Raw genomic sequence first — 24,247 nt, forward strand, 5'->3', positions numbered from 1 at the left:
AGCCTATGCTCGCGGCACGACGGCGACCCACGCGATCAGCAGCATCGTGACGAGAAAACCGCTGACGAAATTCAGCCACAGAAAGCGCTTCCAGCCGCGGTTCGCGGCCGCGGAGGCGGCATCCGTCACCGAGCGATACGGGAACGCGGCCAGAATGTACGGCACCACGAGAATCGCGGCGAGCGGTCCGGGCCAGTCGGTGGCGAGCATCAGCACGCCCGCGAGGGCCCACAGGGTCATGGCCAGCCGCACGGTCGTCGCCGCGCCAAAAGCGGTCGCGATCGAGTGGATGTGAGCCTCCCGGTCGGGTTCGACGTCCTGCACGGCACCGAAGGCGTGGCTGGCCATGCCCCAGAAGAAGAAGGCCACCAGCAGCGCCACGAGCGCCGGGTCGAAGGTCACGCCGGCGACGGCCAGACCGTAGACGGCCGGGCTGACGAAGTGGGTGCTCGAGGTGATCGAATCGACCAGTGGCCGTTCTTTGAACCGCAGCTTCGGCACCGAGTACGCGGCCACCGCGAACAGGCTCACGGCCAACACGATCCACGACGACGGATGTCCCGCCCCGCCCAGCACCAGCATCGTCGCCACGAGCGGGGCGGCGCTGACGATGCCGGCCCCGATCACGAGTCTGTGCAGCACCGGGTCGAGCAGCGCCCCCTCCGCGCCGCCCTTGCGGGGATTGCGCAGGTCGCTCTCGTAGTCGAACACGTCGTTGATGCCGTACATGAGCAGGTTGTAGGGAATCAGGAAGAACAGTGTGCCCACGATCAGCAGCGCGTCGACGCGGCCCGTGGTGACCACGTAGCTGGCCGCGAAGGGGAAGGCCGTGTTGATCCAACTCAGCGGGCGGCTGGAGAGCAGCACCTGCTTCGCCTTCCAGGCCGTGCCGCGCGTGTCCGGCGCGCTCATCGGGCGGCCTCCGCTCGGGGGCGTCCCCTTGTCGGGCTCGGCCCGCCGAGCAGGCTCCAGAGCGCCGGCAGCAGCAGCGCGGCGGCCACCGGGTAGGCGAAGTCCTCGATCGGCGCGAGCCCCACCGCCAGTCCCGAGATCAGCCCGGGCTCGTAGGTGAAGAGGCCGGCCGCGATCATCACGTTGTCGAACACGGCCGTCAGCAGCATCACAATGAGCAACGCGACGGCGACGGATGCCGCCCCGCGCCCGGTCTGCCGGCCGCGCCTCCGCCAGACGGCGACAGCGGCGACGGCTGCCGCCACCGCCATGAAAACCGCGTTCAGCGCCAGGTAGGTCATGCCGTTTCCTTCGACGATCGGGTCGCCGCGTGCCCGAAGACCAGCCGGGCGCCCTGCACGAGGTTCATGGTGAGGTAACAGAGAAAGGTCAGAAAGAAGAGCTCCTCGAGGGGCAGTTCCGGGGCCAGCTGCACCCCGGTCATCAGGTTCGTCTCGCCGCGATAGAAGATGCCCAGCCCGATCCCGGTCAGGTCCCAGGCCAGCAAAAAGGCGACACCAACGGCCAGCACGATCGCGGCCTGCCGCGCCGACGCCCAGAAAAACAGCCGAAACCGCCAATCCAGCACGACCATGCCGGCGAGGGAGACGAGCAGTGTCAGGAGGTACAGCACGCCCATCAGGCCGGCAGCTCCGCGGTGTCCGGTGCTGCCGTGGCGGGGCGTGAGGCCGGCTGGTTGGCCGGTCGAGCCGCCAGCGGCTCCGGCAGCGGTCCGGTGCTGACGTCCCCGCGCACCCGCTTCAGCAGGATCTCGGCGCTGATCAGGCACATCGGCAGGCCGATGCCGGGGATGGTGGTTCCGCCGGCGTAGTAGAGCCCGTCGACCTTCTTCGACACGTTCGAGCCGCGCAGAAACGCACTCTGTTTCAGGGTGTGCGCCGGTCCAAGGGCCCCGCCGCGCCACGAGTTCAGGTCCTCGCTGAAGTCGGCGGGCCCGACGGTGCGCCGCACGACGATGCGGTCGGCAAGATCCGGGATTCCGGCCCATTCGGCCAGCTGGGCGATCGTGTTGTCGGCGACGCCTTCCACGATGGGGGAGCCGTCACCGTTGACGCCACCGCGGCCCATCTCGGGGTCGGCCGGCACCGGAACCAGGATGAACAGGTTGGTGTGGCCCTCGGGGGCGACCGAGGCATCCGTCGCGCTCGGTTTGCAGACGTAGAACGACGCCGGCGACGGAATCGAGGGTGTCTTGCCGAAGATCCGCCCGAAATTGTCACCCCAATCCTCGGTGAAGAACAGGGTGTGGTGCTGCAGCGGAGTGAGCTCCCCGGTGATGCCGAGCATCACGAGCACGGCGCCCGGGCCCGAGACCCGGGTGTTCCACCACGGCTCGGGGTAGGTCTGCAGGCGTTCGGGCAGCAGCTCGGTCTCGGTGTGGTGGAGGTCGGCGGCCGACACGACCCGGTCCGCGTCCAGCCGCACGAGCGTGCTGTCGGCGGCGATGTAGCTGACCCCGGTGACACGGGCCTTGCCGTACGGGGCCCCGCGCCGCGCGCCGAGCCGCCCACCGGGCGAGACTCGCGATTCGGTGCGAATGGCGGTGACGCGGGCGCCATTGATGATCTCGACGCCCTCCGCCACCGCGATGGCGGTGATGCTCTCGATCAGCCGGGTGAAGCCGCCCTGCGGGTAGAGCACACCGTCGACGAGGTCGAGGTGGCTCATCAGGTGGTACATCGACGGGGTCTGATCGGGGGACGAGCCCAGGAAGACGGCCGGGTAGCCGAGAACCTGGCGCAGCCGCGGGTCGTCGACGTAGCCGGCGACGAATTTATCGAGCGGCTGCAGCAGCAGGCGGCCGAGGCGCCCGAGGCGGGTCACGACATCCTTCACCAGGAACGGGCTGAACGATTCGAAACTCGAGTACAGAAAGCGGTGCACGGCCATCTCGTAGGTTTCCCGCGCAGATTCCAGGTACCGGGCGAGGGCGGCCCCGGCTCCCGGCTGCACACTGTCAAACAGACGGATGTTCGCCTCGCGCTCGTCCGCGATGTCCAGCGGGGTGGCGTCCCCCTCAAAGAACACCCGGTAGCCGGGGTCGAGCCGCACGAGGTCGAGCTGTTCGGCAGCGCTCGTGCCGAACAGGCGGTAGAAATGCTCGAACACCTCGGGCATCAGGTACCAGGAGGGTCCTGTGTCGAAGCGGAATCCGTCGACGTCCCAGGTTCCGGCCCGGCCGCCGAGCTCGGGGCGGGCCTCGAGCAGGGTCACGGCGTGGCCCTCACGGGCCAGCAGGGCCGCGCTCGCGAGGCCGGCGATGCCGCCGCCGATCACGATGGTCCGCGGCGCCGCGGTGGTCTGGGCGGTGGCCTGCGGGGCCAGCGCGGCGCTCATCGACGCCACCCGGCCGTGCGCTGGTTGGCCGTGGCGCCGTTCGACACGGCTGCCGACACCGCGATCAGCAGCTTCTGCGGATTGCTGACCCGCACGCGGGTCTGCAACAGTTCGGCGGCCGGAGTCGCCCGCAGCTGTTCGGTCAGTCGGCCGAACAGTCCCTGCGCGGCGGCGACCGCGCGGCGACTGCCGACCGGAAGCATCGGCAGCACCTGGGCCGCCTCGCGCAGGTCGAGGTCGATGTCATCGATGATGCGGTCTTTGTCGGCGTCGGTCATCAACAGGGGCTCGATTCCGGGAAAGTAGTTACGTCCGAGTGTCTCGCGGTCCGTGGCCAGATCGCGCAAAAAGTTGATCTTCTGAAAAGCGGCCCCGAGGTGCCGAGCGCCGAGTTCGAGTTCGAGTCGGCGGGCCGGGGGCGGTGGATCCTGGGCCAGAAAGCAGGCCAGGCACATCAGCCCGATGACTTCCGCTGAGCCATAAATGTACTCGGCGACGCCGGCGGCCGTGAACGGGCTCGGGTCGAGGTCGCGGCGCATCGATTCGAAGAACGGTGCCGTGAGGCGGGCGTCGATACCGGCGTTCCGGGCCGTCTGGGCGAAAGCGTGCACGACGAGGTTGGTACTGTAACCGCGTTCCAGTGTGCGGGCCGTCTCCCGTTCGAGGTCGTCGAGCAGCTCGCGCTGGCCCTCGGTACCGACTCCGGCGCCCGCGGCGGCGCCGTCGACGATCTCATCCGCGATGCGTACGAGGGCGTAGATGGTGCGCACCTGTTCGCGCACGCCCGGTGCGAGCAGGCGGGCCGCGAGCCCGAACGAGGTCGAGTAGATTCCGATCACGGTCGCTGAACTGGCGCGGGCGGCGGCGCTGTATTTTTCGAGGCCGGTCGGTGCGACCGGGCGGCGGGCATCACCGCGCGCGGGGCGGCGGGTCATCGCACGCGATTCACGGCGGCATCGGCCAGGTCGATCAGGCGTGCCCGCAGGGCCGCGGGAATGTGCTCGGGATCAAGCGCCGCGATCGCCCGGTCCACATGGTCCTGCGCGAGGTTCTCGGCGGCGTTGCGGGCGCCGCACGCGGTCAGGTGCGAGCGGGCCAGGTCGGCTTCGGCCTCGCTCAGATCAGGCTTGCCCATCAGCGGCGCGATGATCGACCAGGCCGGCGTGGTGCCGGCGTGGGCGATGAGCGCGGTCTGCTTGCCTTCGCGCAGGTCCGCCACGACGCTCTTGCCGGTTTTGGCGGGGTCGCCGTAGACACCGAGGATGTCGTCGGTCAGCTGGAACGCGACTCCAACCAACCGGCCGAACTCGCCCAGGGCGTCGATGGCGGCATCCGTCGCCCCCGCCAGCACCGCACCGGCCTGCAGCGGACCTTCAAAGGAGTACACGGCCGTCTTGTGCTCGAGGGTCGCGATGACCTCGGCCACGCTGAGCGGCTCGCGGGCGGCGGTGTTCGTGACGTCGGCGAGCTCCCCGGCGGCCGACACGAAGACCGCGCGGTCGAGGAGGTCGAGCAGGCGAGCGCGCATGGCCGCATCGACGGGCAGCAGTGCGAGGGCGCGGTGCGCCTCGCTGAGGGCCAGGTCGCCGGCGAGAATAGCGGCGGCGGCCGCCCAGATGCCGGCCTGGTCGGCGGCGGCGCCGTGTGCCACCGCCCGGTCGTTGAACCGGCCGGCGATGTTGGCCACGCCGCGGCGGGCGAGATCACGGTCGATGACGTCGTCGTGGATCAGGAAGGCCGTGTGCAGCAGCTCGAAGCTCACGGCGACGGGCGTCGCGAGGGACTGGTCCCGACCGCCGAAGCCGTCATAGGCGGCGAGCACGAGGGCGGGACGCACGCGCTTGCCGCCCTGGCTGGCCACCTCGAGAGCGTCCCAGAGTGCGACATAGTGGTCGCCGTACGCGGCCGCACGCAGACGGGCCCCCGTGAAGAAGCGTTGAAGGGCGGTTTCCACCGTGGCGGGGGAGACGTCAAACACCGTCGGCCTCCCGAGCGGAGCTGTCAAAGAGTGCCGTCGCGTCGGTGTCCGCGAGTTGCAAGGCCAGCCAGGGGCTGAACGCCCACGGCGCGTCCGTCACGGCGCGCCGCAAAGCAGTCGGAGACGTCCACGCATATTCGGCGGCCTCATCCGGATTCAGCACGGGGGAGCCGACGGCCGTGGCGACATAGACGGGGCAGATCTCGTTTTCGACGATGCCGCTGGCATCGGTCGCGCGGTAGCGAAAATCGGGCAGGGCCACGGTGACATCGGTCAGCGTCAGGCCCAGCTCGAAGCCGGCACGGCGCGCTATCGCGTCGGTCATCGATTCTCCGGGCAGCGGATGCCCGCAAAAGGCGTTCGTCCACACGCCGGGCCAGGCGCGCTTGCCCAACGACCGTCGGGTGACCAGGATGTCGCCGGCGTTGTTGAACACGTGGCAGGAGAACGCCAGGTGCAGAACGGTATCCAAGGTGTGCACCGTACTTTTCGGGGTCGTCCCGATGGGAGTTCCGTCCTCGGCGAGCACAACCACGCGCTCGAGGGAGGCATCCGTCTCACTCGGGCTGACGCGATCAGCCTCAGTGTCTTCGATCTGGACCAACGGACTCCTTCGATGGCAGCACCTGCCAACATAAGCTACAGCAAAATTATATCTAACTAAGTTAGCGAGTAATGAGGCTAACACGCAGCCCGCCCGGCATTAACATAGGGGAATGACCGTTACAGAGCGCCCATCGGTGCCCGGGTACTGGTACCCCGCTTCGGTTGCCCCCACCTCGGACGCTTCAGTCCTGCCCACTGGCCTGCCCGCCGAGTCGCCCGAGGCGACCGTTCGGCCACAAACCGACGCTGTGTCCGAAACCGCCGCCGCGGCCGAAACCGCCGTGTTGACCCCGGTGCTCGACGAGCGCGAGCGCGCGGTTGCCGTGCTCCACGCCGTGCGCCGTTTCCGCGGCTCCGACACGGCCATGCGCACGCGCACGGCGACCGAGTTGTCGGTCAACGCCACCGACCTCGCTGCCCTGCGCCACCTGGTTAACGCCGAGCGCCTCGGCGAACAGGTCAGCCCCACCGAACTCTCAGCACATCTTGCGATCTCCTCGGCCGCCACGACCAAACTGCTCAATCGCCTCGCGCTGCTCGGCCACATCCGCCGCGAACCGCACCCGACCGACCGGCGCGCCCAGCTCATCGTCGCGACCGCCGAGGCGCACGCCGCGATTCGGCAGGTCCTCGGACACTCCCACGCCCGCATGCTCGACGTCGTCACGGCGTTCAGCGCTGACGAGCAGCAAACGATCATCCGCTTCCTCGACGGCCTCGGCGCCGCCGTCGGTGAGAACGGCGACGCGCCCTCCTAGCCACGTAGGCTGACGCAGTGACTTCTCCCGCTGCTGACTACGTCCATTCCCTCCTGGCTTCGTACCCCGACTTTCCACAGGCCGGGATTCTCTTCCGGGACCTCAACCCGGTCTTCGCCCACGCGAAAGCGTTCCGATCGATCGTCGATGAGCTCGTTGGCACCCATGTCGGCCAGTTCGATGCCGTGGCCGGCATCGAGGCGCGTGGCTTTCTGCTGGCCGCCGCGGTCGGTTACGCTGCCGATGCCGCTGTGCTCGCCGTGCGCAAGGGCGGCAAGCTTCCCGGCCCGGTCCTGACCGAGGAATACGACCTCGAGTACGGGTCGGCGCGGCTGGAACTCGAAGTCGGTCAGCTGCCGCCGGACTCCCGCGTTCTTGTGCTGGACGACGTGCTCGCGACCGGGGGAACGATCGCGGCCACCTCACGCCTGATCGAACGCGCCGGTTACCAACTCACCGGCGTCGGGGTTGTGCTCGAGCTCACCGCCCTGCAGGGCCGCGCCCGCCTCGGCGCCGCACCAGTGCACGCGATCGTCGCCGCCTGAACCGGAGCATGACGGAATCTTCAGGGTCAATGTGCATTCCGGGTGGCAGGAGAGGCATGCTTAAGTCATGAGCGCGATCGGAAATACCCGGCCCAGCGGCGACGCCTGGGTGGTCGGTCCCGACGGGCGCAAATACTGGGGTCGCTTCGGTGCTGCTGGCCTCCTGGTCCACCATCCCGATCGTGGTGTCCTGTTGCAGCACCGGGCCCTCTGGAGTCACTTCGGTGATACCTGGGGCCTGCCGGGAGGGGCCCGCCACGAAGACGAAAGCGCCCTCGAAGCGGCCCTGCGGGAGGCCAACGAAGAGGCCGGGGTGCCGGCGCACCTGCTGCACGTGCAGTCCACGTCGGTCTTCGACCTCGGGTTCTGGTCCTACACAACCGTCGTCGCCCTGGCCACCGAAAGTTTTGAGCCGGTGATCGGTGATGCCGAGAGCATCGCCCTGCGCTGGGTCGACCCGGCTGCGGTGGACTCCCTCTCCCTGCACCCGGGTTTCGCAGCAGCCTGGCCCGCGCTGCGCATCCGCCTCTAAGCTGACTCTTTTGCTGGCCTAGTTCGCGTGAGTCGGGAGCTCCGCCCGCACGTCGGCCGGTTCCTTGTCGGTGCGCCAGCCACGCCACGACGGATGCCGCAGGCGCCCCGCCGGCGTCCACTCGCCGAATTCGACCTCGCCCACGAGAACCGGCTGCACCCAGTGCGCGTCCCGAGCGTCAAGTCGTGGCATCGTCAGAAACGGCGACTCTGCGGCTGCAAGCGGCTCGAGCAGGGCGTGCGCCGCGGACAGGTCTCGCTCGCTGAAGCCCGTTCCGACGCGCCCGACGTAGACGAGCTCGCCCGGTCGCGCGCTCGCTCCGGGAATTCCGAGGAGCAGCGCCCCGACCGTGTTCGCACGATTGCCCGTGCCGGGGCGCCACCCGCCGATCACGACCTCCTGCATGAGGGTGTGCTTGACCTTGATCCACGAGCGGGATCTTCGCCCGGGGCTATACGCGGACGTGCGCAGTTTTGCCACGAACCCTTCGAGACCGAGCACCCGGCTCGTGCGGAGGGCGTCGGCATAGTCGCCCTCGAGTGCCGGCGGCACCTGGATCCGCGCTCCGTCGGGCGTCGTCGCGAGGAGCCCGTCGAGCACCGCGCGCCGGGCGTCATACGGCTCCGCCATAAGCGCCTGCCCGTGGCGTTCGAGCACGTCGAAGAGCAGGTAATGCACCGGAACCCGGAGCCCCGCGGCGCGCGCCTCGGCGGCACCGAGGTTCATGCGCGTTTGCAACAGTCCAAAGCTGGGCCGCCCCGACCGGTCGAGGGCGACGATCTCGCCGTCGAGCACCGCCGAACCGACCGGCACGGTCGCCCTCAGGCCCGCCACGATCTCGGGGTACGACGCCGTCACGTCGTTGCCGTTGCGCGTCAGCAGGCGCACCCCTCCCGCGCCGTCGAGCAGGGCGATCGCCCGAATCCCGTCCCACTTCATCTCAAACGCCCACGCATCCTCGCCCAGGTCCCGCTCCGACCCGGCCGTGGCGAGCATCGGTGACACGTAGTCCGGCAGAGTCAGTGCCGCCCCCGGCCGGGCCTCGGTCGGGTTGGCCGTGGCCGCGTTCCCCGCGCCCGACTGTGGGCCCGTCGGTTTCATCAGGTGAATGAGCCAGTTCTGGGCCGCCTTGGCGTCACCGGAGCCCGCCCCGCCTCCGGTCTGGATCAGCGCGACACGGCGCGGGCCCCCGAGGCTCCCGCCGGGTTGCCCGTGCAGGGTTGCGATCACCTCGTCGTCGCGCCATTTTTCCAGCTCGTACTCGCCGTGGTCCCAGATGAAAATCTGCCCGGCACCGTATTCGCCCGTCGGTATGGTGCCCTCGAAGGAGCCGTACTCGAGCGGATGGTCCTCGGTGTGCACCGCGAGGTGGTTGTGTGCCGAATCCGACGGCACACCCTTCGGCAACGCCCACGACACGAGCACGCCGTCGCGTTCGAATCGCAGGTCCCAGTGCAGGCGCCGGGCATGGTGCTCGTGGATCACGAACGAGGTACCGGTCGCGCTTCCGACCGGTGCGGGGGCGACGGATGCTGCGGCATCCGTCGCCGCCCCGGTCGCCGCGGGGCGCGCCGGCACGGGTTCGGGTGTGCGGTCTGCGCGGCGTTTGTCGCGATACGCCGTGAGTCGATCGTCGACGGTCGCGATCGCCTCGTCAGAGGAACCCTCCCCAGGCATGATCACGGCCAGGGGGTCGCCGAGCCGAGCGAGGCGCTCGACCACCTCGCCGAACTCCAGTTGGGCCAGGCCGGGGGAGTCCAGCTCCGCCCAGTGGCGGGGCGCTGCGACGGTCGGCCTGGCCCGCCCGCGCAGTGAGTACGGCGCGATCGTGGTCTTGGCCGCGCTGTTCTGGCTCCAGTCCACGAACACCTTGCCGGGGCGCAGGGCCTTGCTCATGCCGCTGACGACCCGGTCGGGATGATCGACCTCGAGGGCCCGGGCCAGTTCGTGGGCGACGAGCACGACCTGCTCCGCCGAATACCGTCCGTCGAGCGGTGCATACAGGTGGATGCCCTTGCTGCCGCTCGTGACGGGCATCGGTTCGAGGCCCGCTCCCTGCAGTATCGTTCGCGCGAACCGGGCGATCTCGGCGCAGTCGGCCAGGCCGACTCCCGGCCCGGGATCGAGATCCAGCACGAGCCGGTCGGGATTTCGGGCTTCACCGCCGGGTGCGAACTGCCACTGCGGCACATGGATTTCGAGGGCGCTCAGCTGCGCGAGCCAGGTGAGGGTGGCGAGATCGTTCACCAGGGGGTAGACGCTGATCCGGTCGGTGTGCTGGATCGGCAGGCGGCGTACCCAGTCCGGTGCGCCCTCCTCGAGATTCTTCTGAAAGAACACGGCACCGGGCTCATCGGTGGAGCCCACACCGTGCACCCAGCGTTTGCGGGTGGCCGGTCTGTTCGCGGTGTAGCGGATGAGCGCGGGCGCGACGTTGGCGTAGTACGCGAGCACCTCAGCCTTGGTCGTGCCGGTCTCGGGGTACATCACCTTGTCGAGGTGGGTGAGCGTGATGCGGTGTCCGTTCACGGTCACCACCTGGCGGGCATCGGTCATGCGCCCAGCATGCCCCGAGGTCGCCCGCCCGACCAGACCGTGCATCCAGACCGTGCATCCAGACCGTGCGCCCAGACCGAAGATCAACCCCGGGTAGCCGCGAACGCACGGCGGGTGTGTACTGTCTGCATGAGATCGATCTGGAAAGGCGCGATCACCTTCGGGCTCGTCAACGTTCCCGTCAAGGTCTACAGCGCCACCGAAGACCACGACATCTCGCTGCACCAGGTTCACGACACGGATGGCGGCCGCATCCGCTATCAGCGCCGCTGCGAGGTGTGCGGCCGCGTCGTCGACTACGCCCACATCACCCGGGCCTACGACGACGGCGACAAAACGGTGATCCTCACCGACACCGAACTCAAATCCTTGCCCGAGGAACGCAGCCGCGAGATCGACGTGGTCGAGTTCGTGCCCAACGAGCAACTCGACCCGATCATGTTCGAACGCAGCTACTTCCTGGAACCCGACGGCAAATCCGCCAAGGCTTACGTTCTGCTGCGGCGAACCCTCGAGTCCACCGAGCGCACCGCGATCGTGCGCTTCGCACTGCGCCAAAAGACCCGGCTCGGCGCGCTGCGGGTGCGCGGCGACGTGCTGATGCTGCAGGGGCTGCTCTGGAACGACGAAGTACGCGAGGCGAAATTCCCGGCGCTCGGCGAACGGGTGCGCATCTCCGATCGGGAGCTCGAGCTCTCGGCGACCCTCGTCGATTCGTTTGCGGCGGATTTCGCCCCCGAGAATTTCACCGACGATTACCAGGCCCAGCTGAACGCGCTCATCCAGGCCAAGCTCGAGCGCGGCGACTCGGTCGACACCGACGAGACCTTCGGACGCCTGCCGGGTGACGGTGACGGCGATGACGACGCGACGGGTGGCGGTGAGGTGCTCGACCTGATGGAGGCCCTGCGCCGCAGCGTCGAGAACAACCGCGCTGAAACCAACCGCGCTGAAACCAACGGCGCTGAAACCAACCGGAGTGAACAAACCGGGGCCAGCGGCAGGGGTCGCGGCTGATCCGTGGGCTGCAGCGGTCGCCCCGGTAGACTCGGCCTGTGACCAGCACACCGAGCGGATCCGCGGGGTCGCGTCCCGTCCGCCCGCACCCCACCGGCACCAGCCCGGTCAGTTCCCGGGTCTGGACTGTGCCCAACGTGCTGAGCCTGCTGCGGCTGCTCCTGGTGCCGGTTTTCCTGTACCTTCTGGCGGAGGGCCACGACGCGGGAGCGCTGCTCGTTCTCGCGTTCTCCAGCGCCACCGATTTTCTCGACGGATACATCGCTCGGCGCTTCAATCAGATCACCCGGCTCGGCCAGCTCCTCGACCCCGCCGCCGACCGGCTCTACATCTTCGCGGCCCTCATCGGGCTCGCCCTGCGTGACCTGGTTCCGTGGTGGCTGGTCGCAGTGGTGGTCGGGCGCGACGTCTTCATGCTCGTCGTCGGGGTGGTGCTGGCCAACTACGGCTTTGGGCCGCTTCCGGTGCACCTGCTCGGAAAAATAGCCACGTTCTGCTTGTTTTATGCGCTGCCAGTGATCATGCTGGGGCAAGCCTTTCCAGAGTTGGCGTGGTGGTCCGGGCCGGTCGGCTGGGCCTTCGGACTCTGGGGAGCGTTCCTCTACTGGTGGGCCGGCATCATCTACCTCATCGAAACAGTGCGCGTAACTCGCATTCCCCGGGTTCGAGCACCCTCTCCATCCGATACGCTTGAACGATAGGAGGTGCACGGTGGTCGATTTCGACAGCACAAACAAGTCCGAGGACCCGAAAGAGGCTCACGTGACGCCCGCAGACTCGGTTTCTCAGAGCCCGATGACAGACTCAACGATGACGTTCGGTCACGAATTCGCGGCGCAACTCGCCGCACTCGACGGCGACGTATCGGTCGAGGAACAGGCGGCGATCGCGGCACTGCCGTCCGGTTCGGCTCTGCTCGTCGTCCGTCGCGGACCCAATACGGGCGCACGATTTCTGTTGGACGCCGACGTGACGAGCGTGGGACGCCACCCGAACGCTGATATTTTTCTCGATGACGTGACCGTGTCCCGTCGTCACGCCGAATTCCTGCGCACCGGTACGCGTTTTGGGGTCAAAGACCTCGGGTCGTTGAACGGCACGTACTTCGACGGAAACCGCATCGACACCGCGCAGCTGAGTGACGGTGCCGAAGTTCAGGTCGGCAAGTTCCGCCTCACGTTTTACGCGTCGCGCCTTGACCTCGCGCACGCCGCCGCAGCGAGCGACTAATGGCGGCATCCTCCGCCCGGGCGTTGGCCTCGGGCGCGGCGCCTCTCCTCAGCATCGGCCAGGTTCTCGCGCGCCTGACGCCGGATTTTCCCGATCTCACACCGTCGAAGCTCCGGTTTCTCGAAGAGCAGGGACTGGTCTCCCCGGCACGCACCGAATCGGGATATCGAAAGTTCGCCGCCGGTGACCTCGAGCGCCTGCGCCTGATCCTATCCATGCAGCGCGACCACTACCTGCCGCTCAAGGTGATCCGGGCGTACCTGGACGACCTCGACGCCGGGCTGTCACCCACGCTGCCCGGTGGCGCGACTCCGGGACTCACCATGCTCTCCGCCGCGCGGCGACTGAGCCGTGACGAGCTGATTCGTGACGCCGGGGCATCCGCTGCCCTGATGCACGACGCTGTATCGGCCTCGATCATCCTGCCCGCCGACTACTACGGCGAGAATGTCCTGCTGGTGTTGCGCGCCCTCGTCGAGTTGCAGCGCAGCGGTATCGAACCGCGCCACCTCCGCGGGTTCCGCGGGGCCGCCGAACGCGAACTCGGCCTGATCGAGAGCGCCCTCGTGCCGCAGGCGCGCCGCAAAGACGCCTCCAGCCGGGCGAAAGCCTCGGAAATGGCCGTCGAAATCGCCGGCCAGCTCGAGGTTGTGCGCAGCAGCCTCATTCGATCTGCCCTCGGCCGCTTGACCAAGTAGGTCGTACACTGGAGGATGCCGTGGTGCGCCCACCCCAAGCCGATGTGCCTCGACACGATTTTGGTCAAGCGGATGTCCCGGGTCGAAGCCACCCGCATCGATAGCGTTGTCCAAGCACCACACACCTGCTTGTGAACATCTCCGGAGGGAGGCATCATGACTGACGTAAACCCGCAAGACGATGCCGACCGTTACGGCATGGACGTTCTCTTCACCGACGGCATGCCCGAACTGGATGCCCAGGCAGGCTACCGCGGTGCCGTCGCCGCCCGCGCCGCCGGCATCAGCTACCGCCAGCTGGACTACTGGGCGCGCACCGCTCTCGTCGAGCCCACTGTGCGCGGGGCCACCGGGTCCGGCACCCAGCGGCTCTACGGCTTCCGTGACATTCTCGTTCTCAAGCTCGTCAAGCGCCTGCTCGACACGGGCATCTCCCTGCAGCAGATCCGCACCGCGGTCAACCAGCTGCGCGAGTCCGGCGTCAGCGACCTCGCCCAGACCACGCTCATGAGCGACGGCGCCAGCGTCTACCTGTGCACGAGCAACGATGAGGTCATCGACCTCGTCAGCCGCGGCCAAGGCGTGTTCGGCATTGCCGTGGGCAAGGTGCTGCGCGAGGTCGAGACGAGCCTGGTCGAACTCGACCTGCAGCTCGCCGACCCCGATGATGAGCTCGCCCAGCGTCGCACGACCCGCAAAATCTCCTAACCGCACCGACTATGCCGTGAAAGCGGCTGAATCGTCGGCGTGAGTAGATCACACCGACGATTGACGCGCTGTCACGAGCCGCGGCCGGCGGCGGATACGCGCGAGGTTAGTGCGCGACGGCGGTTTCGGCGTACTCGCCGATGCGTGCGGTGCGCAGGATGCGCTCGAGCAGCTGGTCGAAGTAGCCGGCCATCTCCTGGGCGCTCTCGCCCGGCCACACGTGCAGGGGCTTCGCGGCGCCCTGCGCCTGTTGCAGCGACGTGCGCTCCGGCAGCTGGGGGCTGAGCACGAGCGGCCCGAACATGTCGCGCAGCTCTTTGATCCGAAACTGGTGTTCGAGCGACGCCACGCGCGCCCGGTTCACGATGATGCCGAGCGGCTGCAGGCGCGGGCTGAGCCCACGACGGATCTCTTCGATCGCGCGCAGCGCACGGTCGGCGGCGGCGACCGAGAAGAGTCCCGGTTCGGTGACGACGGCGACGCGGTCGCTCGCGGCCCACGCCGTGCGCGTGAGGGCGTTCAGCGACGGTGCACAGTCGATGAGCACGAGGTCATAGTCTTTTTCGACGGTGGAGAGGGCTTCTTCAAGCTTCCAGATGTCGCGGATGCTGGGGTGCGGGCCGTCGAAATTGATGGCCGACGGGCTGCCGATCATGACATCGATCGTGCCCTGGCCGCCACGGGTCCAGCCGCTGGGCGCGATGGCAGCCCGCACGGTTTTTTCTTTCGGACTGGTCAGCACATCGGCCACATTCAGGTGGCCGGCAAGCTGGATATCCATTCCGGTCGAGACGTCGGACTGGGGATCGAGGTCCACCACGAGGGTGCGGACACCCCGGGCGAAGGCAGCAGAAGCCAGACCAAGGGTCACCGTGGTCTTTCCTACTCCTCCCTTGAGGGAGCTAACGCTTAGTACGTGCACAAGAAGCTACGTTACCTTCACTAGTCTGGGAGAACCTAACCGTTGCCTGTACGCCGCGTCACCGTCGAAAGGTCTGCATGTTCACGAAAATCCTTGTTGCCAACCGTGGAGAGATCGCGATTCGTGCGATGCGCGCGGCGTTTGAGCTCGGGGCGAAGACCGTTGCGGTGTTTCCCTTCGAGGACCGCAATTCGCTGCACCGCCTGAAGGCAGATGAGGCCTATCAGATCGGCGAGCCGGGGCATCCGGTGCGCGCGTACCTGAATGTGGGCGAGATCATTCGGGTCGCCAAGCAGAGTGGCGCCGACGCCATCTACCCCGGTTATGGCTTTTTGTCGGAGAACCCGGAGCTCGCCGAGGCGTGCGCCGCGGCCGGCATCACCTTCATCGGTCCGGGCGCCGACGTGCTCGAAATGGCCGGCAACAAGGTCACCGCGAAGGAGCATGCCATTGCGGCCGGGGTTCCGGTGCTGAAGTCCACGCCGCCGTCGCAAGACGTTGAGCTGCTGATCAGCCAGGCCGAGGAGATCGGTTTCCCGATCTTCGCCAAGGCCGTCGCCGGTGGCGGCGGGCGCGGCATGCGCCGCGTCGCGAGCATGAAGGACCTCCGCGGCAGCCTCGAAGAGGCCATGCGCGAGGCCAACAGCGCCTTCGGCGACCCGACGATGTTTCTCGAGGCTGCCGTGCTGCGCCCCCGCCACATCGAGGTTCAGATCCTCGCCGACGCGACCGGGGAAACCGTGCACCTGTTCGAGCGGGACTGCTCGGTGCAGCGCCGCCACCAGAAGGTCATCGAGATCGCGCCGGCACCGAACCTGAACGACGAGATCCGCGCCAAGCTCTACGCCGACGCGATCAAGTTCGCCCGCAGCATCGGCTACGTGAACGCCGGCACCGTCGAGTTCCTGCTCGACACCGTGGGCGAGCGCGCTGGCCAGCACGTCTTCATCGAGATGAACCCGCGCATCCAGGTCGAGCACACCGTGACCGAAGAGGTGACGGATGTCGACCTCGTCCAGTCCCAGATCCGCATCGCGGCGGGGGAGACCCTCGCCGACCTCGACCTGCGGCAGGAGCAGATCCGCCTGCGTGGTTTTGCGCTCCAGTGCCGCATCACGACCGAAGACCCGTCCGCCGGGTTCCGACCCGACACCGGCAAGATCACGACCTACCGCTCCCCGGGTGGCGCGGGCATCCGTCTCGATGGCGGCACGATCAACCCGGGCACGCAGATCAGCCCGCACTTCGACTCGATGCTCGCCAAGCTCACCTGCCGTGGCCGTGACTATTCGGCCGCCGTCACCCGTTCCAAGCGTGCCCTCGCCGAGTTCCGCATCCGCGGCGTCTCGACGAACATCGCGTTCCTGCAGGCCGTGCTCGAAGACGCTGACTTCGCCGCCGGCGACGTGAGTACCTCGTTCATCGATGAGCGTCCCGACCTGCTGCGCACCCGAACGTCGAAGGACCGCGGCACTAAGATCCTCAACTGGCTCGCCGACGTCACCGTCAACCAGCCCAACGGCGTGCCCCTGACGCTGGTCAGCCCGACCGAGAAGCTTCCCGAACTCGACCTGACCGTGCCGGCTCCGGAGGGCTCACGCCAGCGCCTCCAGTTGCTCGGACCGGTCAAGTTCGCGGCCGACCTTCGAGCCCAGACCGCCCTCGCCGTGACCGACACCACGTTCCGTGATGCCCACCAGTCGCTGCTGGCGACCCGGGTGCGCACCAAAGACCTCGTTGCCGTCGCCCCGTATGTGGCCCGGCTCACCCCCGAACTGCTGTCGGTTGAGGCCTGGGGGGGCGCGACCTACGACGTCGCGTTGCGGTTCCTCGGTGAAGACCCGTGGGAGCGCCTCGCCGCGCTGCGGGAGTCGCTGCCGAACATCAACATCCAGATGCTGCTGCGCGGCCGCAACACAGTCGGCTACACCCCGTACCCGACCGAGGTGACGGATGCCTTCGTGCGCGAAGCCGCCTCGACCGGCGTTGACATCTTCCGCATCTTCGACGCCCTGAACGACGTGTCGCAGATGCGCCCGGCGATCGATGCGGTCCTGGCAACCGGCAGCAGCCTGGCCGAGGTGGCCGTCTGCTACACCGGCGACCTGCTCGACCCGGCCGAAGACCTGTACACCCTCGACTACTACCTGCGCCTCGCGGAGCAGATCGTCGACTCCGGCGCGCACGTACTCGCGATCAAGGACATGGCCGGTCTGCTGCGCCCCGCCGCCGCTGAGAAGCTCGTCAGCGCGTTCCGGGAGCGTTTCGACCTTCCGGTGCACGTGCACACGCACGACACCGCCGGCGGTCAGCTCGCGACCCTGCTGGCCGCTTCCCGCGCGGGCGCGGACGCGGTCGACGTGGCCAGCGCTCCGATGGCCGGCACCACCAGCCAGCCCTCGGCCAGCTCCCTCGTCGCCGCCCTCGCCCACACCGAACGCGACACCGGCATCTCGCTGTCGAACGTCTGCGACCTGGAGCCGTACTGGGAGGCCGTGCGTCACGTCTACCGGCCGTTCGAGTCCGGCCTGTCGGCGCCCACCGGGCGGGTCTACAAGCACGAGATCCCCGGCGGGCAGCTCTCCAACCTGCGCACCCAGGCGGTCGCGCTCGGCCTGTCCGACCACTTCGAACTCATCGAGGACATGTACACCGCGGCGAACAAGATCCTCGGCCGGGTGCCGAAGGTGACACCGTCGTCGAAGGTCGTCGGTGACCTGGCCCTCTACCTCGCGGCGGTGAAGGCCGACCCCGCCGACTTCGAGAAGAACCCCGACAAGTACGACGTGCCCGACTCCGTCATCGGGTTCATGGCGGGCGAACTGGGCGACCTGCCCGGCGGCTGGCCGGAACCCTTCCGCAGCAAGGTGCTCGCCGGCCGCAACATCCGCATCGGCGTCACCGAGCTCACCGGGGCCGAGCGCACCGCACTCGACGCCGACAGCCCGACCCGGCGCAGCATGCTCAACCAACTGCTGTTTCCGGCGCCGACCCGCCAGTTCGAGCAGATCCGTGAGCTGTTCGGTGACCTGTCGGTTGTCGACACCGTCGACTACCTCTACGGCCTGCAACAGGGCCAGGAGCACGCCGTCGACATCGCCCCGGGCGTGCGTCTCTATGTCGGCCTCGAAGCCATCGGTGAAGCGGATGCGAAGGGCATGCGCACGGTGATGACGGTGCTGAACGGTCAGTTGCGCCCCGTCTTCGTGCGGGACCGCAGCATCACGGTCGAAGCTCGCACCGCCGAGAAGGCCGACGCTAATCAGCCCGGCCAGATCGCCGCGCCGTTCTCCGGAGTCGTCACCCTGCAGGTCGAAGAGGGCGCGACCATCGAAGCCGGCCAGAGCATCGCCAGTATCGAAGCGATGAAGATGGAAGCCGCCATCACCTCGCCGATCAGCGGTGTCATCGAACGCGTCGCCATCCCGGTCACCCAGCAGGTGGATGCAGGCGATCTGCTTGTGGTGGTACGTCCGCGCTAGGATTAGGCCCGGCTATCGAAGGGCAGGGACACATGGCAGAAAAGGGTAACGACGACGGCGGTTCCGCCGCGCAGGGAACTGCGGGCGCAACCGGCGCGTCGGGAGCACGCGGCGGTGTCGGCACCGGCAGCGCGCGAGGGGCGCACGGTGAGGCGCGAGCCTCGGCCGCGTCCGGTGATGTCTTCACCGAGGAGTACAACAGCGAGCTCCCGCCGCACAGCATCGACAACCTGGCCGCCGCCCTGCCCGAGAACCTGAGTGTGCCCCTGCCCGTCGCGGCGGTCGCCGCAGAGCGACCGCCGGGCCCGCGCCGCGCCGGCGCACCCGGGACCGTGCCCGTCGGACCGGGTAGCCAATCCGCTCTCTCGCAGCCCACTCTCCCGCGGGGCACACTCGCGCGGGCTTCCACCCAGCACCCGGCCACGCACACCGTCGAGGTCAGCACTCCGTCGAATCCGCGCGGCGTGCGCGCGTCGCTCGCCACGACATCCGTTGCCGTGCCGCTGGGCACGCCACCGGCCGAAAACGCCCGCGCGTCCCGCACCGAAGGCGGCGCGCCGGAATCAGCGTCAATGCTCACGTCCGACCGCCTGCTCGAGGTCAACCGCCGCACGCGCCGCGCCCCACGCGGCGCCTGGAACCGGTTCGTCTACGACGCCACGCTGCACCTGGTCAACCTCGGCGACTCCGCCAAGGTGCGGGCGCACCAGCAGATGGATGAACGCATCCGCCGCCACTTCGATGGCGGCGCACGGTTCGTGCCGATCCTCACCCGCAAGGGTGGTGTGGGCAAGACCACTGTGACCGCCCTGCTCGGAATGGCCCTCGCCGACGCCCGCGAAGACCGCATCATCGCCGTCGACGCCAACCCCGACCGCGGCACGCTGTCGGAACGGGTGAGCAAGCAGACCCGCCTCACCGTGCGCGACGTCGTGACCCGCGCCGCCTCGATCGGCAACTTCACCGACTTCACCGCGCTCGTCTCGCGGGACGAGACCCGGCTCGACATTCTCGCCTCCGACACCGACCCGCTGCTCTCGGAGGCCTTCGACGAGAACGACTACAACGTCGTCGCCGACCTCGCGGCCCGGTTCTACTCGATCGTGCTGACCGACTGCGGTACCGGAATCGTGCACTCCGTGATGCGGGCGACCCTGCAGCGCGCCGACTCCATCGTGATCGTCTCCGGGGGCAGCGTCGACGAGGCCCGGCTCGCGTCGGAGACCCTGACCTGGCTCGAAGCCAACGGTTACGGCGACCTCGTGCGCAACAGCATCGTGGCCATCAACACGGCCACGCAGGGCACCAACCTGGTTCGCCTGGAAGAGATCGAGTCCCACTTCCGGTCCCGGGTGCGCGAGATCGTGCGTATTCCCTACGACGCCCAACTCGCCGCGGGCAGTGTGGTGTCCTACAAAGACCTGCAGCCCATCACCCAGCTCGCCGCGCGAACCCTGGCCGCCCTCGTGGTGGAGGGCTTGCCGGCCGACCAGAACGCCTGACCCGCTCCCACCCACTTTCCCCTTACCCTAAGGTTTCCTCCGTGCCCGAACGCCAGATCCGTCTTCTCGGGGACCCGGTCCTCAAAACCGTGTCCGACCCGATCCTCACCATTGACGACCGCGTGCGGTCCCTCGTGCAGGACCTCGTCGACAGCGTGAAGTTGCCCGGCCGCGCCGGAGTAGCCGCGTCGCAGATCGGCGTGAACCTGCGCGCCTTCAGCTACAACGTCGACGGCGACATCGGCTACATCCTGAATCCCGTCGTCGTCGAGGTCAGCGGTGAGCCGGTGCTACTTGATGAGGGCTGCCTGTCGGTACCGGGACTCTGGTACCCGACGATGCGGTATCCGTTCGCCCGCGTCACCGGGATCGACCTCGATGGCGAACCGGTTGAACTCTCCGGCACCGGCATCATGGCGCAGGCGCTGCAGCACGAAACCGACCACCTCGACGGCCTGCTCTACCTCGACCGGCTCGACAAGGCCAACCGGCGTGCGGCCATGAAAGAGGTCCGCGAGTCGACCTGGTTCTAACCGGCCACCCCGAAAATTCCGGCCGACCAGAAAAGGGCCGTCCTGCCTCGGCAGGGCGGCCCATTTCGTAGCGGTTCAGGTTCTCGGGGCCCGGTCGTTTTCGGGGTGGTGCTAGTCCCGAATCGAGAAGCCCTCGGTCACCGGTGCACCGGCGTACATGTCGTCAATGGTGGCGGCGAAGTCCCGCAGAATGATGTTGCGCTTGATGCTCATCTTCGGCGTCAGGTGCCCGCTCGCCTCGGTCAGTTCGATGTCGAGCAGCGTGAACTTGCGAATCGACTCAGCCCGGGACACACCCTGGTTGGCCAGGTCGACGGCCCGCTGGATTTCGGCGCGCACGGCGGGGTTGACGGATGCCTCGGTGAGGGTCATTCCGGCATCCTCGTGGTTGTTGTTGAGCCAGACCGGCAGCATATCCGGGTCGAGTGTCACGAGCGCCGAGATGAAGGGCTTCTGGTCGCCGACGACGACAACCTGGCCGACGAGCGGGTTGGCGCGAATCGGATCTTCGAGCGCGGCGGGGGCGACGTTCTTGCCGCCGGCCGTGACGATGATCTCTTTCTTGCGGCCGGTGATCGTCAGGAACCCGTCGCTGTCGAAGGAGCCGATGTCGCCCGTGCGCAGCCAGCCCTCGTTGAAGGTGTCGCGGGTGGCTTCGGGGTTCTTCCAGTACTCCTTGAAGACATTGACGCCCTTCACCTCGATCTCCCCGTCGTCCATGACGCGCACCGAGACGCCCGGAAGCGGCGGGCCGACCGTGCCGATCTTGGCGCGGGTGGCGAGGCTCACCGTCGCCGGGGCCGTCGTCTCGGTGAGACCGTAGCCTTCCAGGATGACGATGCCGAGGCTGTGGAAGAAGTGGCCCAGGTGTTCGCCGAGGGGCGCGGAGCCCGAGACGGCGTAGACCACGTTGCCGCCCATCGCGGCGCGCAGTTTGCTGTAGACGAGACGGTCGAACAGGGCGAACTTGACCTTCATCATCAGCGGAATCGTGGTTCCGGCCTGGACCGCCTTGGAATGTTCGACGGCGATGTGGGCGGCCGCGTCGAAGATCTTGCCCTTGCCGCCGGCCTCGGCTTTCTGCTGCGCGGAGTTGTAGACCTTTTCGAAGACCCGGGGAACGGCCAGCAAAAACGTGGGTTTGAAGCTGCCGAGAGCCGGCAGCAGCTGCTTAGTGTCGGCTTGGTGCCCGACCCGCACGCCCGCGTGCACGCAGAGCACCGAGATGAAACGAGCGAAGACGTGCGCGGTCGTGATGAACAGTAGCGTCGAGGCGCCCTGCGGGTGCGTGAGCACCTCTTTGAGGGCCACCGCGGAGTTGCGGCTCGTCTCGAGGAAGTTCGCATGGGTGAGCACACAGCCCTTCGGCCGACCGGTTGACCCCGAGGTGTAGATCAGGGTAGCCATGTCGTCGCCGACGGTGAGGTTGCGGCGACGGTCGATCTCGGCGTCCGCGACGTCGATGCCTCCGGCGGCCAGCTTGTCGAGGTCGCCCAGATCGATCTGCCAGACCTGGCCGATGTTCGGCAGGTCCGGGTGCACCTCGTCGAAGCGCGCGAAGTGGTCCGGCGTCTCGACAATGAGGGCCGTGGCATCCGAGTCGCTCAGGTTCCACTGCACCTGGCTTGGGGAGCTGGTCTCGTAGACCGGCACGAGCACGGCGCCGGCGAACCAGACGGCGAAGTCGATGAGGGTCCACTCGTAGCGGGTCTTGCACATCAAGCCGATTTTGTCGCCGGGGGCGATGCCGGCGGCGACGAGGCCCTTGGCGAGGGCGACGACCTGGGTGTGGAATTCGCGTGTCGTGACCGGCACCCATTCACCGTTTCTCGGCAGTGAGAACAGCACGGAGTCGGGGGTGGCGGCGAGACGATCGATGAGAAGATCGGTGACATTGGCGCCGGGATCGGCGGGAACGATGGCGGGGACGTCAAATTGTTTCACGGTAACTCCTTCGGTACCGGCAGCGGATGCCCACACTCTACCGAGCAAATCTGCGCTCGAAGTAAATCTGCGGTCAAGGGGGCATTTTCGCCTCACGGCAAACTGTTTTACTACACTCTAGAGGGTGCGGTTGTGGGTCACCCGGAGCCGCGCCCATGCTTATAACAGTTGTGACGCATCGATGACCATCCACCACGAAAGGTGCGCCGTGCACGCCATTGGAATTGACATCGGGGGCACCAAAATCGCCGGCGCCCTCGTCGACGCGAGCGGCACCATCATCCGCTCCGATCGGGTCCCCACCGAGGCCACCGACCCTCGTGAGATCGAAGACGCCGTCGTGGCCATGATCGAGGGCCTCGTGGCGGGGGAGCAGGTCATCGCCGCCGGTGTCGCGGCCGCCGGATTCATCGACGCCGAGCAATCCACGGTGCATTACGCCCCCAACATCAACTGGCGCAACGAGCCGTTTCGCTCCAAGCTCGAGGCCCGACTCGACCTGCCGATCCTCATCGAGAACGACGCCAATGCCGCCGGCTGGGCGGAGTTCCGTTTCGGCGCCGGCCGGCCCTTCCACGACATGGTCATGCTCACCATCGGCACCGGCGTCGGCGGCGCCATCGTCGCGGGCGATCGCCTCTTCCGCGGCGGCTTCGGCGCGGCCGCCGAGCTCGGGCACCTGCGCCTCGTGCCGAACGGCCTGCCCTGTGGGTGCGGCGCCCACGGCTGCATCGAGCAATACGGATCCGGCCGGGCCCTGCTGCGCATCGCCAACGAGTATGCGGATGCCGGTGGCGTCGGGCTCGGGCTGGCCGCCGCCAGGTCCCGCAAGGGCAAACTGACCGGCAAGGAGGTCGGCCGGCTCATCCTGGCCGGCGACGGCGGTGCCCTCGCCGCGCTGCGCCAGCTCGGCGGTGCCCTCGGCCAGGCCTGCGCGAGCCTCGGCGCCGTGCTCGACCCGCAGGTCTTCGTGTTCGGCGGGGGAGTGGCCGCGGCCGGGGACCTGCTCCTCGAACCGATTCGCACCGCGTTCCTGGAACACCTGCCCGCCCGCGGGTACCACCCCGAGCCGGAGTTCGTGATCGCCCAGCTCGTGAATGACGCCGGAGTCGTCGGCGCGGCCGACCTCGCCCGCCACAGCGTCACGCAGTAGGCTGCATCAGTCACGCCGCCGTCAATTTACCTAAGGAATAACGTTGTTCTACTGGTTCATGAAGAACATTGTCGTCGGCCCCCTGCTGCTCGGTATCTTCCGGCCCTGGGTCGTCGGCCTCGACAACATCCCCAAGAACGGCGGCGTGATTCTCGCCAGCAACCACCTGTCGTTCATCGACTCGGTGTTCCTGCCGCTCGTCGTCTCCCGCCGGGTCGTCTTCCTCGCCAAGAGCGAGTACTTCACCGGCAAGGGCCTCAAGGGCTGGGCGACCAAGCAGTTCTTCAAGGCGACGGGCCAGCTGCCGATCGACCGTTCGGGGGGCAAGGCCTCCGAGGATTCCCTGAACACCGGGCTCCGGGTTCTCGGCCAGGGCGGCGTGCTGGGCATCTATCCCGAGGGCACCCGCAGCCCCGACGCCAAGATGTATCGCGGCCGTACCGGCGTGGCCCGCATGGTGCTGGAATCCGGTGTCCCGGTGATCCCGGTCGCGATGATCGACACCGAGAAGGCCATGCCGACCGGCACGCGCATCCCGAAGGTTCGGCGCATCGGCATCGTGATCGGCACTCCGCTCGACTTCACCCGTTTCGAGGGCATGGAGGGCGACCGCTTCGTGCTGCGCAGCGTGACCGATGAGCTCATGTACGAGCTGCAGCGCCTCAGCACCCAGGAGTACGTCGACGTCTATGCCACGTCCGTCAAGGAAAAGCGCGCGACCCTTTCGCGATAGGCTCAGCGCAGGCCGTCTAGCACGTTTAGGCCTGTTCACCG

Annotated in this window: 23 protein-coding genes; 13 read left to right on the forward strand and 10 right to left on the reverse strand. The window is 67.9% G+C overall.

Translation table 11 applies throughout. The features are described 5' to 3' along the window. Positions 1-3: 3 nt before the first annotated feature. Genes D6T64_RS09245 through idi form a run of 7 tightly spaced genes read right to left on the reverse strand, consistent with a single transcriptional unit; the run spans position 4 to position 5,882 of the window. The gene (locus D6T64_RS09245; RefSeq protein WP_119974436.1) at positions 4-912 is read right to left on the reverse strand and encodes a prenyltransferase; all 909 of its coding nucleotides are present in this window, start codon (positions 910-912) and stop codon (positions 4-6) included. Then, positions 909-1,253, reverse strand: a complete 345-nt coding sequence (locus D6T64_RS09250; RefSeq protein ID WP_119974437.1) for a lycopene cyclase domain-containing protein — start codon at positions 1,251-1,253, stop codon at positions 909-911. Before D6T64_RS09250 ends, D6T64_RS09245 begins: the two co-directional genes overlap by 4 nt. Continuing rightward, a complete protein-coding gene (locus tag D6T64_RS09255) occupies positions 1,250-1,591 on the reverse strand; it encodes a lycopene cyclase domain-containing protein (RefSeq protein WP_119974438.1) in 342 nt (113 codons plus the stop codon). The genes D6T64_RS09250 and D6T64_RS09255 overlap by 4 nt, the downstream gene beginning before the upstream one ends. Further along, positions 1,591-3,309, reverse strand: coding sequence for a phytoene desaturase family protein (gene crtI, locus D6T64_RS22585; protein ID WP_158594854.1), 1,719 nt, complete (start codon positions 3,307-3,309; stop codon positions 1,591-1,593). The genes D6T64_RS09255 and crtI overlap by 1 nt, the downstream gene beginning before the upstream one ends. Further along, positions 3,306-4,244, reverse strand: a complete 939-nt coding sequence (locus tag D6T64_RS22590; protein ID WP_158594855.1) for a phytoene/squalene synthase family protein — start codon at positions 4,242-4,244, stop codon at positions 3,306-3,308. The genes crtI and D6T64_RS22590 overlap by 4 nt, the downstream gene beginning before the upstream one ends. Beyond that, complete coding sequence (locus tag D6T64_RS09265) at positions 4,241-5,287, reverse strand: polyprenyl synthetase family protein (protein ID WP_119974439.1); 1,047 nt, start codon at positions 5,285-5,287, stop codon at positions 4,241-4,243. The genes D6T64_RS22590 and D6T64_RS09265 overlap by 4 nt, the downstream gene beginning before the upstream one ends. Then, complete coding sequence (idi, locus tag D6T64_RS09270) at positions 5,280-5,882, reverse strand: isopentenyl-diphosphate Delta-isomerase (RefSeq protein WP_233550998.1); 603 nt, start codon at positions 5,880-5,882, stop codon at positions 5,280-5,282. The genes D6T64_RS09265 and idi overlap by 8 nt, the downstream gene beginning before the upstream one ends. Positions 5,883-6,003: 121 nt before the next feature. On the opposite strand from idi, the gene D6T64_RS09275 reads away from it, so the two are divergent. The 3 genes from D6T64_RS09275 (at position 6,004) to D6T64_RS09285 (ending at position 7,728) form a co-directional block, all read left to right on the forward strand. Continuing rightward, positions 6,004-6,651, forward strand: coding sequence for a MarR family winged helix-turn-helix transcriptional regulator (locus D6T64_RS09275; RefSeq protein WP_119974440.1), 648 nt, complete (start codon positions 6,004-6,006; stop codon positions 6,649-6,651). A 17-nt stretch (positions 6,652-6,668) separates the two neighbouring features. Further along, positions 6,669-7,196 carry an adenine phosphoribosyltransferase gene (locus D6T64_RS09280; RefSeq protein ID WP_119974441.1) on the forward strand — a complete coding sequence of 176 codons (528 nt, stop codon included), beginning with the start codon at positions 6,669-6,671 and terminating at the stop codon, positions 7,194-7,196. 67 nt (positions 7,197-7,263) lie between these two features. Beyond that, on the forward strand, positions 7,264-7,728 hold the full coding sequence (locus D6T64_RS09285; protein WP_119974442.1) for an NUDIX domain-containing protein: 465 nt from the start codon (positions 7,264-7,266) through the stop codon (positions 7,726-7,728). Positions 7,729-7,746: 18 nt separating this feature from the next. Here D6T64_RS09285 and D6T64_RS09290 read toward each other — a convergent pair whose 3' ends face one another. Then, positions 7,747-10,284: an ATP-dependent DNA ligase gene (locus tag D6T64_RS09290; RefSeq protein ID WP_119974498.1), complete on the reverse strand. Its 2,538-nt coding sequence runs from the start codon at positions 10,282-10,284 to the stop codon at positions 7,747-7,749. 129 nt (positions 10,285-10,413) lie between these two features. Here D6T64_RS09290 and ku point away from each other — a divergent pair, with 129 nt between their 5' ends. The 5 genes from ku to D6T64_RS09315 all read left to right on the forward strand — a co-directional run bounded on the left by ku (position 10,414) and on the right by D6T64_RS09315 (position 13,937). Continuing rightward, complete coding sequence (ku, locus tag D6T64_RS09295; protein ID WP_119974443.1) at positions 10,414-11,301, forward strand: non-homologous end joining protein Ku; 888 nt, start codon at positions 10,414-10,416, stop codon at positions 11,299-11,301. Positions 11,302-11,339: 38 nt separating this feature from the next. Further along, complete coding sequence (locus D6T64_RS09300) at positions 11,340-12,002, forward strand: CDP-alcohol phosphatidyltransferase family protein (RefSeq protein ID WP_119974444.1); 663 nt, start codon at positions 11,340-11,342, stop codon at positions 12,000-12,002. A 94-nt stretch (positions 12,003-12,096) separates the two neighbouring features. After that, the gene (locus D6T64_RS09305) at positions 12,097-12,531 is read left to right on the forward strand and encodes an FHA domain-containing protein (protein WP_119974499.1); all 435 of its coding nucleotides are present in this window, start codon (positions 12,097-12,099) and stop codon (positions 12,529-12,531) included. Beyond that, complete coding sequence (ftsR, locus tag D6T64_RS09310; RefSeq protein ID WP_119974445.1) at positions 12,531-13,229, forward strand: transcriptional regulator FtsR; 699 nt, start codon at positions 12,531-12,533, stop codon at positions 13,227-13,229. Before D6T64_RS09305 ends, ftsR begins: the two co-directional genes overlap by 1 nt. 156 nt (positions 13,230-13,385) lie before the next feature. Then, on the forward strand, positions 13,386-13,937 hold the full coding sequence (locus tag D6T64_RS09315; protein WP_119974446.1) for a MerR family transcriptional regulator: 552 nt from the start codon (positions 13,386-13,388) through the stop codon (positions 13,935-13,937). A gap of 106 nt (positions 13,938-14,043) precedes the next feature. Here D6T64_RS09315 and D6T64_RS09320 read toward each other — a convergent pair whose 3' ends face one another. After that, complete coding sequence (locus D6T64_RS09320) at positions 14,044-14,859, reverse strand: ParA family protein (protein ID WP_119974447.1); 816 nt, start codon at positions 14,857-14,859, stop codon at positions 14,044-14,046. A gap of 77 nt (positions 14,860-14,936) precedes the next feature. On the opposite strand from D6T64_RS09320, the gene D6T64_RS09325 reads away from it, so the two are divergent. The 3 genes from D6T64_RS09325 to def are packed head-to-tail and all read left to right on the forward strand — an operon-like array spanning position 14,937 to position 20,376. Beyond that, on the forward strand, positions 14,937-18,341 hold the full coding sequence (locus D6T64_RS09325; protein WP_119974448.1) for a pyruvate carboxylase: 3,405 nt from the start codon (positions 14,937-14,939) through the stop codon (positions 18,339-18,341). 32 nt (positions 18,342-18,373) lie between these two features. Next, complete coding sequence (locus D6T64_RS09330; protein ID WP_119974449.1) at positions 18,374-19,843, forward strand: MinD/ParA family ATP-binding protein; 1,470 nt, start codon at positions 18,374-18,376, stop codon at positions 19,841-19,843. A gap of 41 nt (positions 19,844-19,884) precedes the next feature. Continuing rightward, the gene (gene def / locus D6T64_RS09335; RefSeq protein ID WP_119974450.1) at positions 19,885-20,376 is read left to right on the forward strand and encodes a peptide deformylase; all 492 of its coding nucleotides are present in this window, start codon (positions 19,885-19,887) and stop codon (positions 20,374-20,376) included. Between the two features lie 111 nt (positions 20,377-20,487). Here the strand turns inward: def and D6T64_RS09340 are convergent, their stop codons facing one another. Further along, on the reverse strand, positions 20,488-22,320 hold the full coding sequence (locus D6T64_RS09340) for an AMP-dependent synthetase/ligase (protein ID WP_119974451.1): 1,833 nt from the start codon (positions 22,318-22,320) through the stop codon (positions 20,488-20,490). A 208-nt stretch (positions 22,321-22,528) separates the two neighbouring features. On the opposite strand from D6T64_RS09340, the gene D6T64_RS09345 reads away from it, so the two are divergent. Beyond that, positions 22,529-23,473 carry an ROK family glucokinase gene (locus D6T64_RS09345; RefSeq protein WP_119974452.1) on the forward strand — a complete coding sequence of 315 codons (945 nt, stop codon included), beginning with the start codon at positions 22,529-22,531 and terminating at the stop codon, positions 23,471-23,473. Between the two features lie 43 nt (positions 23,474-23,516). Continuing rightward, positions 23,517-24,206 (forward strand): lysophospholipid acyltransferase family protein, encoded by a 690-nt coding sequence (locus tag D6T64_RS09350; RefSeq protein WP_119974453.1) that lies wholly within the window; start codon positions 23,517-23,519, stop codon positions 24,204-24,206. Positions 24,207-24,247: the final 41 nt, after the last annotated feature.

This window comes from Cryobacterium melibiosiphilum (assembly GCF_003602235.1).
GTDB lineage: Bacteria > Actinomycetota > Actinomycetes > Actinomycetales > Microbacteriaceae > Cryobacterium > Cryobacterium melibiosiphilum.

What these genes read in the sequence shown, in the direction of transcription:
- D6T64_RS09255 (WP_119974438.1), bottom strand. Translation starts at nt 1,591, where the DNA reads ATGGGCGTGCTGTACCTCCTGACACTGCTCGTCTCCCTCGCCGGCATG.
- ku (WP_119974443.1), top strand. Translation starts at nt 10,414, where the DNA reads ATGAGATCGATCTGGAAAGGCGCGATCACCTTCGGGCTCGTCAACGTT.
- D6T64_RS09330 (WP_119974449.1), top strand. Translation starts at nt 18,374, where the DNA reads ATGGCAGAAAAGGGTAACGACGACGGCGGTTCCGCCGCGCAGGGAACT.
- D6T64_RS09290 (WP_119974498.1), bottom strand. Translation starts at nt 10,284, where the DNA reads ATGACCGATGCCCGCCAGGTGGTGACCGTGAACGGACACCGCATCACG.
- D6T64_RS09305 (WP_119974499.1), top strand. Translation starts at nt 12,097, where the DNA reads ATGACAGACTCAACGATGACGTTCGGTCACGAATTCGCGGCGCAACTC.
- D6T64_RS09245 (WP_119974436.1), bottom strand. Translation starts at nt 912, where the DNA reads ATGAGCGCGCCGGACACGCGCGGCACGGCCTGGAAGGCGAAGCAGGTG.
- D6T64_RS09285 (WP_119974442.1), top strand. Translation starts at nt 7,264, where the DNA reads ATGAGCGCGATCGGAAATACCCGGCCCAGCGGCGACGCCTGGGTGGTC.
- D6T64_RS22590 (WP_158594855.1), bottom strand. Translation starts at nt 4,244, where the DNA reads ATGACCCGCCGCCCCGCGCGCGGTGATGCCCGCCGCCCGGTCGCACCG.
- D6T64_RS09325 (WP_119974448.1), top strand. Translation starts at nt 14,937, where the DNA reads ATGTTCACGAAAATCCTTGTTGCCAACCGTGGAGAGATCGCGATTCGT.
- D6T64_RS09315 (WP_119974446.1), top strand. Translation starts at nt 13,386, where the DNA reads ATGACTGACGTAAACCCGCAAGACGATGCCGACCGTTACGGCATGGAC.
- D6T64_RS09250 (WP_119974437.1), bottom strand. Translation starts at nt 1,253, where the DNA reads ATGACCTACCTGGCGCTGAACGCGGTTTTCATGGCGGTGGCGGCAGCC.
- D6T64_RS09275 (WP_119974440.1), top strand. Translation starts at nt 6,004, where the DNA reads ATGACCGTTACAGAGCGCCCATCGGTGCCCGGGTACTGGTACCCCGCT.
- ftsR (WP_119974445.1), top strand. Translation starts at nt 12,531, where the DNA reads ATGGCGGCATCCTCCGCCCGGGCGTTGGCCTCGGGCGCGGCGCCTCTC.
- crtI (WP_158594854.1), bottom strand. Translation starts at nt 3,309, where the DNA reads ATGAGCGCCGCGCTGGCCCCGCAGGCCACCGCCCAGACCACCGCGGCG.